Origin of the sequence: Pseudoalteromonas sp. APC 3893 (assembly GCF_030408095.1) — a bacterium.
In the GTDB taxonomy this organism is placed as follows: Bacteria; Pseudomonadota; Gammaproteobacteria; order Enterobacterales; family Alteromonadaceae; genus Pseudoalteromonas.
Genome location: NZ_JASDCD010000009.1, coordinates 126,003 through 141,422, shown reverse-complemented (window position 1 = coordinate 141,422; position 15,420 = coordinate 126,003). Strand labels below are relative to the sequence as shown.

The window sequence follows — 15,420 nt, the reverse complement described above, 5'->3', positions numbered from 1 at the left end:
CTTCAGCGTTTATAAAACCTTTAACTCTTAAAGTCTAGAGCGCACAGAAAAAACTGTTGCGCTTAAGTTAAACCATTATCGATTAAAATACCAATGAAATGAAGCATCCGGAGAGCTTTCCTCAGACACTTTTTCCTCTGTTTCATTAAACTTATCTTTTAATGCCGCCAATCGTTTTAATGACGCCATCACAGTGCTAAAGTTCACCCCAAAATCCACCAAACAGGCAATTTCATTAACCCCGACATCTTTTAATCGTTCGACCATCGTCAGACATTTTGCTTGATTGCCAATCATTGCTCGATTGTCAATCAAGTCTTGCAGAGCTGAACTTAAAATCATTTCTTGTTCTTCTGCTGTGATCGGAGGCTGATCACCAGACAAACCTTTATCGTCAGTTCTCGCTTTTAAAAAGGTTTGTAGATATTGTTTCAGCGGTTGCTGCACAACCTCTTCTGCTTTCTCATTATCTTCTGCGATATAGGTATGTATTGCGATTGTGACAACGCCCTGCTCTGGATCCAGGCCGGCTTCAGCTCTTGATTGGCGGTACACTTGGATCGCGGACGTCAACTGTTGCCAATCATTGAGCATCAAGAGTAAGTTCATACCTCTTCGACCCGCTTGCTTGCAAACGGAGAAATCACTGCTCATCACCAACCACCCCGGAATACTTTGTTGCACAGGTTCGGGAAATGTTTTCACCTCTATCTGTTCCGCACCGCCATTAAATGATACCAACTCGCGATTGAATAAGCGCTGCACCGTATCAATGCCAGAATACATGACTTCTTTGCGACTTTCGTAATTATCTGGATAAAAAACAAAGTCTCGTTTATGCCAACCACTGGCGTAGCATAATCCCACCCGACCATTGGATAGTTGATCAACTAACGCCCATTGTTCTGCGATTTGTACTGGGTGATAATGAGGCACGACGACCGATCCCGCTCGAATCTTTAGGTTTCGAGTCGTGGTTGCAATGCCAGCAGATAACACCGCTGGACTGGGAAAGCATCCTCCAAATTCTTGAAAATGACGTTCTGGAGTCCAAATCGCTTCAAACTCGCTTTCATCAAGAAATCTTGCCGCCTCTAGAATAAATTTGTAGCGTTCATTATTACTGTAACTATCATTCGCTGAGAAGAAAAAGCAACTAAATTTCATAACGTATCCTTTGCTCCTGGGCACATTGGAGATCTTGTTGTTTTTTTTGAATTAATTTTTCACCCTGGTGCGTGACAACATTGCTCGCATCATGATGAGTGTTTCTATTTGCATGTCTTTTTGTACTGTCATCTAAAACGTTATCCGTGCATTCACTCAATAGATGTTCAATCTGTTCGGCACAAAAATCCAGGTGTAGTACGAGCGATAGATGGTCACAGTCTACCTCAACAATCTCAAAGTTATCTTGGTAGAACTGTTGGAATCCTTTACTCTTGTCACTCGTAATTAAAATTGGGCTGTGGGTGTCCGCAGAGTCTTCCGTTGGCAAATAAAATCCTTTAATCGCACTGAAAAAGGTGGTTTTGATCTCTGTCATTAAACTCTTGCCATGATAGTTGTCCAACATTCTTTGGTTACTGCGCTCAACGTTAATATGGCTATTAACGAGACCGTAAGCGTCTTGCAGCGAAATATTTTTCGGCGAGTACCGACTTAATAAGAGTGCCAACTGACGAGACTGTTCTTCAATTTCCAGGGTTGATATGTCTGAAAAGTTAATCTCCTTCACGACACCGTAATGAGTAAATAGATGAATCATAACCATCTCAAACTGCCCAGTTCGGTCTCCCGTAAACACTGACATGGCCTCAGAGTTCGGCATGTAAGAGTCGAGCAAGAATAAATGTGTTACCGTTTTTCCTCTTGCCAAAAGCTGGTGACAAGTTTCATACGCTAATGTCCCGCCAAAAGAAATACCGCATAAATAGATAGGTCCTGAAACATGATCTTTTAAAATAAGATCCGCACAATCGGCAGCAAATTCCGCCAGACTATCAAATAAGGCATAACGTCCCTCAGCGCTAATTTGTTTAATTGATTTCACTTGCATATCAGCAAAGAACATATCTAAGGCTTCAGCGTAGTTGACATCGCCGTAAAGAGTCGGTAAACAATACAGTGTTGGGCCACTATTCTGCGTTGAAACCTCGTTTAGTTGAGGTCGAGTTAGGTATCTTTCATTTTTTAGTAACTCTAGCTCAGCAGACCATAGTTTAACCGATGCGACACCTATTTTTGACAAAGGTGAGTCGTCCGTTGTCTTTTTTAAGATGCAAAGCGGATCCAGAGCCAATTTATCGAGAGTGTCAGAAAACTCGCTTGCATTATTCGACGATAAGTACCACTCGTGGAAAACCCAACCACTATGGTTAGGCTGCCAATCCTTTAACGCCGCCGAAAAATATTGCACATTGGTGACTACGGCTTCAAACCAGCGAATCTGCTTCTCTGCTGGGATCGGCAAACGACACACACGATTCAATTCAGCTCTTAACGAGTCGGTATGATCGATCAATTGCTTCGTTGATCGACTTTCCGCTCCCTTAGCCCAAAGCACTTGATAGAGTTCATAAACAAAAGACATACTCTCCCATTTGTTTTCAATCAAATCACAAGATGGTGAAAGTGATACGATGCATAGAACTTCAACCCCATTATTTTTTAGACGTTCAGCAAGTGAGACTGCCAGTTTAACCATCGAATGGTGGGCGAATAATTTCAATTGGGTACATGGAGGGTTCCTTGATTCGGTAACAAGCCTCTCCAGTAACAGACTAAGGCACTGCTCAAGATAATCCTCTAGTACAATATTTTCAACAGGACTTAATTGTTTAAAGTGCGCACTCTCAATGCCTACCGTATGGCTGCTACCGGTTAATGTTGCAAGGATATTCATTACCCAACTTAACTCGCCGGTTAAACTGTGTAAAACGACACAGGTCGTTTGATTATCTCCTTCCTTCAAAGTAACCAGTTCAACATCCCGTTTAGAACCTATCTCATTATTTGCTAAACTCGGCAGGTTACCCTTGGCTTCGATCTTTGACTCCTCTGGAGAGTTAGTGGTCGCATTTGTCACCGGAGTTATTGCTGTTTCCTTGGAAGTCAGCGATTGAATGGCGGCGCCACCGCCTTGTTGCTTGGCGACAAATAGAGCCAGCTTGCCCAGCGTAGGATTCTCGGCGATATCTTTAACCGTCATACTGCCACAAATATTTTTTTGCAACGCTTTGTGTAATCTCAACCCACTCAAAGAGTCGACACCAAACTCGCTAATTAATATATCACTCTCTAGCTTCTCTGGTGATATTTTTAAAACATCAGAAAATATCGCTGTGATTTTTTCTTGAATTAAATTGATCGAGTGTTGATCGATTAAAGTTAAGTTATCTGAGGAGGTGTGTTCTGATGAGGAGGTATGCTCTGATGCAGCAGACGTCTGTTCACTTACTGCCACACTGGCTACTTCCGATTTTTGGTTAGCTGGCAACTCGCTTTCAACCTTTGGATGACTTTGAATAATTTCGGTTGTTTGTGATTGTGTCACTGACTGATGACTTGCTGTTGCACCATGATTCGTCTCTGGAATAATCCAGTAAGAATTCTGTTCAAACGGATAAGTAGGTAATGATACTTTTTGGTAAATTATTTTTTCAAACAAATCTTGCCAATTTACCTTAGCGCCCTCGCACCACTGACTTAATAAGTTAGCAAGGCTGTCCTTAATCTTTATATCAGCATTTTCCGTGACCAGGCGAGTACCTGAATGACCTGAAACCTTGCCAAAGTTAAGTGATTCTTCAGCGAAGTTATCTTCCATGATCGCTGCGAGCTTTACCTTCAACTCTGCCAAACTGTCAACTAAAAAGCCGCATCGATAAGTAAGCTCTGGTCTACCTAAGAGTAATGTTAAAGCAACGTCGTTCAGATGATATTGATCGCCATCCGATATTTTTGCGGCTAAGTTTGTTGCATATTGCTTTAACTGCACTTTTGAGTTGGCACTTAATATGATCGGATAGGAATAAAGCCTATCGCTATTATCCAATGCAGTGTATTGATCACACTCCTCAAGTATCACATGTGTAAGCACTCCACCAACGCCAAAAGAACTGACTCCCGCTCGCCTCGGGGCTGGTTGCCCATTTTGATTTTGCGACGCTGCCCATGGCGTAAGCTTGTCTAACAGATACAGTCTACTTTCTGTTAAATCAATCATTTCATTTTGCCGCTCGAATGAGGCAATTGCAGGTAATTTCTTGTGTTGTAAACAGAGAACCGTTTTAATAAACCCGGCAATGCCTGCGGCCGTTTCTAGGTGGCCGATATTCGATTTTACGGAACTCAAACCACATAGGTTACTTCCTTGACGAGTGGATGAGTTACCAAACACTTGTTTGATCGCATTGATCTCAATGGGATCACCTAGATGAGTTCCAGTACCATGAGTTTCAATGTAAGAGATATCTTCCGGTTCTACGCCAGCGTCTTGTAAGGCTTGATTGATCAGTCCCACTTGTGACGGAACATTTGGAGCGGTAGCGGAGATCGACATACCACCATGTCTCGACGCGCTACCTTTCACAACGGCATAAATATTATCTTTGTCGCGGATGGCTTGTTCGAGTGGTTTCAGCATGACTGCGGCGCTGCCTTCACCACGAATGTAACCCTTGGCTTGATGATCGAAGGGGCGACACACGCCATAGGGGGATAGCATTCCAGAGACGCCAAAACCAACGAAAGTCATCGGCGCCAATAGAATATTAACTCCGGCGACGACGGCTTGGTCAGAGTCACCCGATCGAATCGATTGAATCGCGCGATGGATCGCTGTTAAAGAGCTGGAACAAGCCGTATCAATCACCTCACTCGGACCGTGTAAATCCAATTTATAAGACACCCGATTGGCAAACATAGTATTTAAGGTACCAGTAAAGGTTTGCAATTCCTTTTGCCCTGCCGACAACACTAATTCGTTGTACCCTGATGCGGCAGCACCGACAAAAATACCGGTTAAACTACCGGCTAAGGTGGTTGGGTCATACCCCGCATCTTCTATGGTCGACCAAATAGTCTCTAAAACCAGTCGTTGTTGCGGTTCAATGGTGATCGCTTCAGCAGGTGATATTTTGAAAAATAACGGGTCAAAATAATCAATCCCATCGATAAATGCGCCGTAAAAGAACTGAGCGAAATCACTCAACGATTCTTCTTGTCGGTAGAGTCCAAGCCGCTGCTTTCGGTATTCAGGGAATCGCTCAAAGGCCACATAGCTATCACACAATTTTTGCCAAAACTCGGCTAAATCATCACAGCCCGGAAATCGACCAGACATACCTATCACGGCAATATCTCTACGCGTGCTGCTAGCTGTTGCTGCGGTCGATGTAACAACTGATTGAGCCACTTGGTGATGATTCCCGTCTGCTTGGTTCAAGCTAGCTGCACTTGATATTTCTGGAACTTGCTTACTGTCGCCTTTTAGCCCTGCGTTTTGCGCAACGTTCTGGGCAGTGTTTTGCTCAACAATAGTAAATGCATCAGCATGATGCTCAAGTAAAAATTCTGAAAATGCATCAATCGTTTTGAATTCAAATAATGTGGTAATTTCTACTTCGATATTGCAGCTATCGTTTAGAGTACCAATAAATTCAGTTAACGTGATTGAGTCAAAACCAAAGTCGTTAAACGGATCGGATCCCTGCAATTCTTCAGCGGGAATTTTTAATACTTGCTCGATTGTTTTCATGACAACTTGACTAATGTGATTTAATGCTAATTCTTTGTCATTGCTGCCGGAGAACTCAGAGCTCTTCTCAGTTGGACTATTAGCGTTTAATGCTCCTGTATTATCCAAAATTTGTTCAACTTCATGCATCGTTTGAAATGACTTATTTTCATTATCTTCTGCCAGATTATTTAAGTGAGCTGTCTGTGGAATTTCTGACTGCTTTATCTGCTCTATTAACGGTTCGATTTTCGGACCCGTGGGTAACTCGGCATTATGATCTTCTTGCTGCTTTACTTTATGTTCAGTTGTTAGCCAATGATTTACCCTTTCAAAGGGATATAATACTGTGGAGATGACTCGCGGTTTATTGTTTCCATAGTAGCGAAACCAATTAACCTCTCCACCACTTAACCAACATTCCGCTAGGCTTGTTGCCCCTTGATAAGATATTCGCTGCAAATCGACATTGGATTCATATTCTCTAACCTTAGTGAAGGCCTCTGAAGATCGCCAGAATTGACTTTCACTTTGACTAGCGAACTCTACTAATCCTTGTAGGAGCTCACTTCGATGATTAAAAATAAAAGCAACGCGATGTTTTTGTCTAACTCGACCGACTTGGAAGGTAAAGCATAAATCCGCTAGCGATACATCTTGCTGGTTTAGCAAATATTCTTTGAGTAGCTCAACATAAGAGATTAACTGAGCGCTTTTTCGTGCAGAAACCGGCAATATAAACGAACCTTCACAAATCGCATCAGAGCCAGTCCGACACAATTTGGAGTCGTAGTCTATGACAAGGTGCGCATTACTGCCACCGGCACCAAAACAATTAATACCCGCACGAAGTTGATATTCTGTTTGCTCATGGTGTTGGCGCCAAGCATGGGTTTCTCTGGAAAACTTAAATTTATCTTCAGGCAGTAACTTGGTAACTTGCTCATCTAATCCTTGAGTCGCGACTAGCGTATTGTGCTTCATTTGCAACAAAACTTTTACCACCTGCGCAACACCAGAAGCAGATTCCATATGGCCTAAAGCACCTTTCACTGAGCCTAGTTGAAGCGCTGTGCTTCTCTCTTTATTATCGAACACTTCACGTAATACTTGGGCTTCGATGATATCCCCTAATTTGGAACCCAGCGCTTGTACCTCTATGTAATCAACAGATTCTGGAGCAATTTCAGCGCCTTGATAACAACGTTGAATCACTTGTTTTTGCGCCCGAGCATTCGGAGCTCCCAAAGCGGTGTCGCCATTATTATTTAACGCTGAGCCTGTGATAATGCCATAAATTTGATCGTCAAATCGCAGTGCATCAGTCAGCGGCCTGAGTAACAGAGTTGCCGCACCTTCAGCGGGAATAAATCCACTTCCGTCCGATGAAAAAAGCTTACTGGTATTGGCACTAGATACCATTTTCATCGCTTGTAAACCCATGCCATGAGCCGGATGTAAATGTAAATTCACTGCGCCCACTATAGCCGCATCACAATCACCTGACTTAATACTCTGAACCGCCAAATGAATACAACTCAAGGATGAAGCACAAGCGTTATCAATGGTCATGCTAGGGCCAAACAAGTTCAAGCAACGGGAGATGTTATTGGCTATAGCATAATAATCAGATGTCGCGGCAACGGCATTTCCTTTGGCCCACTCAGCAGCGCCAAGCAGTTGATAGTGGCCATACATGGTGCCCATGTAAACACCCACCATACTTGATTCGCTACCACCTAATTGTTGGTTGAGTCGTTCTGGGGTGTAACCAGCATCTTCCAAGGTATGCCAAGCGAGCTGCAACATGATACGTTCTTGCGGATCCATTCGGGCGGCATCTTTGTGAGCGATCCCGAAAAATAAACCATCGAAACTGGCAATATCGTCTAAATAGCCGGCGAAAAACTCTGGAGAATCTGCGGTGGCGTTGAATGCGTGCCCTGCACGTTGGTTGCTGAAATGACTTTTTCCTTCGAGCAAGGTTTGCCAATACTCAGCAAGGTCTTGGCTACCGGGAAATTTAGCGGCCACGCCGGTGATCGCTATATCCATAGTATGGGATGCCTGAGTTAGAGTTGTAGAATTAGAGTTTTTGGTGACTGCGCTTGGTGTTTTTATACCATGCTTACCGGTATGATAATTATTGTTTTGAACGCTACTGTGTGCGTTACTTTCGCTTTGGCGGCTGCTTTGCTGATTACCAATGTTTTGAAGAGAAGCTTCTCCTGTTGACGAAACCACCTCCGACAAATTCTCACTCAATGTCTCAATGGCTGTTGCTAATTGATTAATCGTATTATGTTCAAAGATCATATCCGAAGTAAGTGATGGATATTGTTGTACTAATCGATCAACTAACTCTAACGCGACAATGGAGTCTACGCCGTAACGATCAAAAGCAACATCACTATCAATTTCTTCAACCGGTATTTTTTGCAGTTGGCTCAATGCCTCGGTAATGATGCTTCGGGTATTCGTAGGTAAATGCTGAACTACTGTTGGTTGTTTATAATAAAAGAAAGCGGTTTGGCCATATAACGACCGGTTATCTTGGTCGCCAAACAAGTTGGTTTGGTGAAAGCCACAAAGATTCAATGTCGATTGCCATTGAGTCACCGATAATAATGGAGAGTCTGCTAATCGAATATCACTGTCCTGTGCATTCCACCATCCTTTACTCAAGCCAAAGGTTAAGGTGACAGCATCTTGTCGACTGGTTGCTTCGTTTAACGCAAATAATCCTCCGGCAACCAACAATCCATGTGCATGTTGCACGCTTTGTTTAATATTGGTGGTCGCGTGAATGACATTGGTAGCAATAACAATATCATAAGCAGACGACTCAAAACCTTGTCGCTCAGGAGCAACTTCAATATTTAGCGGTTTGAACTGAATGTTATTAAACTTGCCAAAGGTTTGCTTAGCGGTAGTTAAGAAATGTTCGGAAATATCAGTGTACATATACTCAAAGGGAAGATTCGCCTCCGATAGCTGTGACAAAATGCTGGCCGAAGTTCCACCAGTACCTGCGCCTATCTCCAAGATCTTAACGGGTCTATGTTCAACTTTCTGGCAATATGCGACAACTTCATTTGCGACCGATTGATTAAATATCTTAGCAACTTGTCCCATTTTATAGACAGGAGCCACCAAGTGATCGGAACCTTTAGGGAATAAGACTTCCGTATCTCTGCGTTTACCGCGCAGTACATCGAGCAAGTTAGCGACACAATGCTTTAGCAATGTCATGATCGGCGCGCTATCAGGGTTGTTTAATATCATATCGTCAATCGCGGCCGTGGCGCTTTTTAGGGAAAGACCAAAAGCGGCGTCACTGACGCTATAATCTTGACCATCCATACGAATCAAGCCAACGCGAGATAAAATATTGATCACGGCTTGATATAAAGGTTGGTACACCGGGATTGGAGCAAAGCGTTGCTCTAACCTTGACATGGACAAAATTTGCTGACGATCAACAAGACTAAACAAGCCATCTGTTTGCAGTTGCGCCATAAGCAAGTTAGCGATCAATACCTGACTCTGTTCCAGCACTAATTGAGCCTGTTGTTGTAATTTCTCATCAGTCATTAAATCGATAAGTGTAGCGTCATTTGCTTGGTTATGATTATCCATAGCGTCGTTATCCGTTAAATCCGAATTAGAAAGGTGAGCGAGAGGTTCTGAGCCGGTAATGACTTGCTGTTCTTCGCTAGCCATTATTTGCTGCAGTAAATACAGCCCTGTTTTTGCATCCAATCCCTTGATTCCTTTTTGTGCAAAAGCATGTCGATATTGCTCTCCCGACACAATGCCTACTTCACTCCAATAGCCCCAGTTGATCACTCGGACCTGATGAATCATTCCAGTGATTGAAAGGAGCCAATCATCAGCGAATGTTGATGCGGCAGCATAATTACTTTGTCCTGCATGACAGCTCTGTGAAATGCCGGATGAATAAAGTACCAAAAAGTCTGGATTGAAATCGGCAAAGCAAGCGACAAAGTTCACTAGCCCGGTCGTCTTTGGTGCTAACACTTGACGTAAAGTAGATTCTTCCATTCTAGCAATGGTTTTATCTTCTAGAACCATCGCCATATGAAAAAGACCGTCAATTTTTTGATAGTCACGTCGTAAGGTATCTAGTGTTTTTTGTAGCGTTTCTCGACAAGTTAAATCCGTCGAGTAATAGCGAATTGAAGCGGCGCTACTTTTATCCATGCTTTTTTTATCCATACTTCGGTACTGATCCGGCATCTGATTTTCTGGTTTACGTCCAAGCAAAATGACCTGTGCATCGTAGGTGTTAATTAACCATTGAGTCGTCACATGACCCAACCCCCCCGCGCCGCCGGCTAAAACATAAACGCCTTGTTTTTTGAGTTTAATGGCATTATCTGAATTGATTGCTGCTGAGTTAGAGGACAAAGCATCTGTTGAATAAGGTTTAAAACTGGTTTTAAATATTTCTTTTCCTCGACTCACCCATTGAGTATCTTCGGTAACGCCAAGCCCGATTAACTTACTCAGTTGTTCTCTATCGATCAATGGGTAAAGATCATCGTAAGCAAAATCCAACAAGCGGACACGCCCCTTGCGATGCTCTTTGGCTAGAGATTTACTAAATCCAACCAAAGAGCTGTTAAAGGGACTGTAGTGAGATTCATTACCAAGACGTGATACTTGCAAACTCAGAATATCTAAATCAATAGAGTCTGCGCGACATTTAAACATTGCTTTGCTGAAACGAAACAAAGGAATCAATGTGCTTTCTAATTCTTTAGTCAAGTGTTGGTGAGAGAGTAGCTTGGTATCATCTAGCTGAGCAGGTGTTAAACCAATTAAAAAGTACACCCTAATTTGTTTGGCTTGATAACTTCTTAGCAAATTATCGAAATCTTCGATTGAAGAAAACTCTGATAATGAATAGTGAATAAACTTTTGGGTTGAGTGATGGCTCTGAATCAAATGGACTAACTTATCTTGATTGGCTTCACTGAAAACCAATACGTCTTGAGCGGAGTTGGCTTTTTTTGTTTCGCCGGATAGATGCTTTTCCCACGCAGGTAAATAGAGTAGCGATTGATGAGTTTCCTCCTGCCCATTGATACTACGGCAATAAAGGCCGACATACTCAACACATAGTTTACCATGTTCGTTGAGTAACAAGAGATCAAAGCGCTGCGCCGACTCACTAAAATGAGCCGCCCTGCGAATAATGGCTTGTCGAACATCCTTAGCAGATGAATAGCAGCGAATATGTTCAACACTAAAAGGCAAGCTGAGTCCGCTCTCGTCGTTGACTTTAATTAATCCCACCGATTGCAATGCACTATCGACGATGCCGGGATGAAACGTCATTGGTTCATAAGCGAATTCCGGCTGGGCAGGTGGCGACAAATCCACGACACATGCATTGTCTGACACCCTTGCCCGATCAAGACACTGATAGATGTCACCATATACCAAACCACTTTTTGTCATCTCAGTATAAAACTCGGATCTTTCGACAATCGTTTTTGTTGGTAACTGATGTTGAGTTTTTGATCGGAATTCAGCGATTGATTGAGTAACCTCCCTCGACTGAGTATGCTCAATCTCATGAAGTTCGCCTTTGCTATGTAACGTACGAGTTGACAATTCAAATATTAAAGTATTCTCTTGCTGGGTAAATCGAATGGTCAGTAATTCGCTTTGATTGGAAACAATTATCGGACGCAACAATCTTAGCTTACAAAAGTCCAAACAACGGTCTGGATCAATCAACTTTAACTCCACGGCCGACTGACGTACCAATTCAATTTGTAGTGTGCCAGCTAATATGATTTGCTCGCCCACTCGGTGTTGGCTCAGTAATGGCAACTGAGGATCGAGCCTGATTTTGGCACAGTGAGATGCAAAATCCGTCACCAATGAAAATGGGAAACGAGGCTTATTTGATTCCGCATCGTCCGATACGGCATTAAACCAGTAAACGTCTTTCGCAAATGGATAAGACGGGAAAGTTTCTACACCCTTAAGTGGCTGAGTAGATAGCTGATGCCAAGGAAAAACGGTATTCCTTAACCAGTCGTCGATAATCGATTGATTTTCCCCGCGAGCAAGCAACGAATCCAGTTTTGCTTTGTCAGAGTATTTTTTATCAAACTCTGGGGTATCGAGCATCTTACCAACCTGCCATGCTCCGGTTGGTTGATCCCTAACAAAATCCTCCAAGATTCCTACCAATGTTTGGTAGTTACTAGCAACACAGGCAAACCGGCAGGCTAAATGTTCTCGACCGGCCCGTAACGCCTGGGCAAATTCTGCAAATTTGGGTTTTAAGCGTCCGTCACAATCACTGAGTCGGATGTATTCAAGATATTGCTTAGCCACAACTTTCAATTGATTTTCTGTTATCGCGCTGAGAAAAATAATTTCCTGTGTAAGGTGTTGTTCCTGAGTAAAATTTAAGGGCGCAGGTAAATATTCTTTAATTAAAAAGTGTCCGTTAGTCCCTCCCGCACCGAACGAGCTTAACGCTGCAATGCGTGATTGATTGTCGTGAGTTGACCAGTGTTCTGCCGTTTGCTGTATAGTTAAGTGGGTTGTCGATAAATCGAGGTTGGCATTGGGTTGTGCCGAGTGCAAACTAGGGTACAGTCGTCGATGTTTCAGCTGTAATAGGATTTTTACTAATCCAGCCAAGCCTGCCGCAGCTTCTAAATGCCCGATATTCGATTTAATTGATCCAATAGCGCAGCGACGCGTCGCGCCGCCCAATCCCTGAATAGCTTTGGTGATCCCAGTTATTTCAATCGGATCACCCAGTGACGTGCCAGTTCCATGAGCTTCAATATAGGAGACTTCATTAGGTTTTACGCCAGCCTCATGCCACGCCTCAGCGATAATACTCGCCTGCGCGACAGGACTCGGCACACTGTAGCCCATGGTTCTACCACCATGATTCAGCTTGGCGCCAATCAGCACGCCATGAATATTATCAGCATCCTGTTGAGCATCAGGGAGTCTTTTGAGGATCGCGGCAATCACGCCTTCTCCTGGCACATAACCATCGGCATTATCGCCGAATGCTGCACACTGCCCGAGGCTAGACAACATATTGGCTTTCTTTAATACACTAAATCGTTTGGAATCAACATTCAGACTCACACCACCAACAATTGCGGTGCGAACTTCACCTTGCATCAAAGCGGTGTATGCTTGATAAAGGGCAGCTGCAGATGAAGAACAGGCACTGTCAGTTGCCACACTAGGTCCATGTAGATCAAGGAAATAAGATACTCGATTTGCAATGGACCAGGTATTCGACTGGCATGAATCTGCCAGTGGCATGTCACACGATCGAGAAAGAACTTGGGTATATTGATTGCCACTTACGCCAACATACACGCCAACTTGATGCCGTTGATCGCCATTTTGATTGATGACCGCATTTTGTTGATGAAGCTTTTCAATACTGATTCCTCCTTGTTCCATCGCATGCCAAACCGTTTGCAAAAACAGCCGTTCTTGGGGATCGAGAAAGTGTGCTGAGCGAGGAGAAAAGCCGAAGAAAAAGGGATCAAACTTTTCAACATCTTCGATAAATCCACCCACAATAAAGTCTGTTTGCAGACCGCCTTGTAATGCGACTCGGCTGGCAGGTAATTTGCTGATGCAGTTGACGCCACTTTCTAACTTTTCAGCCAGTTCCCAACAATCTTTCGCCAATGGGAAACGTCCGGCATAACCAATCACCGCCATATGATTGGCGTCTTCCGCTTGAGCAGTTGCGCTTTTTGACACGCTCGATAGATCGGATGTTAAATGGGGTTCAGTGGGCGCAGCGATATGATTGACGACTTGCTTTTCGGCCGTCAGTGTCTTGTTGTTCTGATCCACAATTGGCAAGGTAGGTACCGGTTGACTCGACCAGATGTCGGCGGCACAGGTCGCTAAATCGGGATGTTCGTAAAACAAGGTTTTCGAGGCCGTTGGAAAGTACTGAGCTATGCGCGCATTAAGTTGATTAATAACGATGGAATCTAACGCAAAGCTTTCTATCAATGCTTTTGGAAAAACTTTATCTTGGGAAAAGCCGGTGGCCTCTATGACTTGAGCAACTAAGAACTGAGCAATATCTCCTTCATTAGAAAACAAAGGCATTGAGGAAGCTAACTTAGCTTGATTGTCGTCGCTAGAATGTGGTTGTTTTAATATTAGGTTGTTCAAGTAACCGGTGATGCTCTGCTCTAGTTCTCTACCGCCAAAACAAAGCCAGTGCTCTAGTTGAGAAGAATTAAGTATGGTTTCTAGTACATCGAACGCGAGCTCACAGGGTAGTGCGGAAACTTTTAATGCTTTGGCTTTCTCCGCGCTAAGGTTCATCCCTTCACTTTGCCACAATGGCCAATGAATCACTTTGAGGTTTATCTTTTCTGACTCTGCTTGTTCTCCAGTCAGTTCATGGCCTGTTAGCTCATGGCTTGTTACTTCATTAACAGTAGCAAGCAGAGTCTCAGTAATCGCTGCATTCGCGGCTGCATAACCGGCTTGTCCTGGATTGGGTACTACACTGCTCAATGAAGAGAAAACAACAAATTGATTAACAGAAAAACTTTTCACCAAGGTACTAAGATGTTGTGTCGCGGTTATTTTAGGAGCAAAAACCCTTTCGATATCCGATTGAGACAAGTTAATGACCGAGCGATCCGCAAGTACTCCGGCTAAGTGGAATACTCCGGATATCTGTCCCCATTGTTTTTGGACTTGCACAAACAGCTCATTCATGGCATCAAAATCGGTGACATCCACCGAGTGATAATGCACCCCGGCTAAATTCAGATCGCTTAGGTCATCAATTTGCGAGCGCCCCAAGGCAATCACTCTTGCCTGATAATGATCGCGTAAATATCGACAAAGCTTTTGACCGATACCACCAAGGCCTCCGGTCACAAGGTAAACACCTTGTTGAGTTAACGACTTGCTTTTGCTTTTACGAAACGGAGCTGCATGCCACTCTTGAACTTTGTGTTGATTGTCTATCAACACCATCGGGCGTTCATCGAACTGTGAGTAGCGAGTAATATTGAATAACGCCTGGGCCGCCTCAGCATCACCACAATGGTGGACCAACAATTTTAAATCGGGCATCTCTATTCCGGCGGTCTTCACAAAGCCCTCGCAGGCATTTGCAAACACTTTGTGATATTGACCGCAAAATACCAGCGATATAGGCAACGCCGTCATCCCATTGCGACAATACACTGCTAAGCTAAATATCAAACAGCTTAAGTCTTCGAGATGGTTAGCGCGACACAATAAGACTATTGTTTGGCTTTGCTGGTTTTCCGGCTGCTGCTTTAGTAGCGCCTGGTAATTCTCTGAAGATAAGTGTGTCAACCAATCGGCTATGTCAGCTACTTTTGTGGCATTTTCGGCAAACTCATCCATTAAATCAGCATCAGTGACGATCATTTTTTTTTGTTCTAAGTTTACAGCTGGTAACAACTTAAATTGTTTTTCTAACATCCAAACTTGGTTTAACGGATGTCTTGCCTCAGAAGCTCCGACAGTCGTTGATCTCAATTCCTGCAATAGTTTTTTAGCCTGCGTTAAACTGAGCTGACCATTTTGGACTTTGGTTAGTATTTCTTGTTTATTCATTTTTATACCCCGAAACTTTCCTTAGCTTG

The 15,420-nt window shown here is 43.4% G+C and carries 2 protein-coding genes; both read right to left on the bottom strand.

The annotated features are described in order from the left end of the window. Positions 1–75 precede the first annotated feature (75 nt). Positions 76–1,167, bottom strand: a complete 1,092-nt coding sequence (locus tag QMA12_RS12185) for a MupA/Atu3671 family FMN-dependent luciferase-like monooxygenase (protein WP_290210266.1) — start codon at positions 1,165–1,167, stop codon at positions 76–78. Next, complete coding sequence (locus QMA12_RS12180; protein WP_290210265.1) at positions 1,157–15,391, bottom strand: SDR family NAD(P)-dependent oxidoreductase; 14,235 nt, start codon at positions 15,389–15,391, stop codon at positions 1,157–1,159. The genes QMA12_RS12185 and QMA12_RS12180 overlap by 11 nt, the downstream gene beginning before the upstream one ends. Positions 15,392–15,420: the final 29 nt, after the last annotated feature.

What these genes read in the sequence shown, in the direction of transcription:
- QMA12_RS12180 (WP_290210265.1), bottom strand. Translation starts at nt 15,391, where the DNA reads ATGAATAAACAAGAAATACTAACCAAAGTCCAAAATGGTCAGCTCAGT.
- QMA12_RS12185 (WP_290210266.1), bottom strand. Translation starts at nt 1,167, where the DNA reads ATGAAATTTAGTTGCTTTTTCTTCTCAGCGAATGATAGTTACAGTAAT.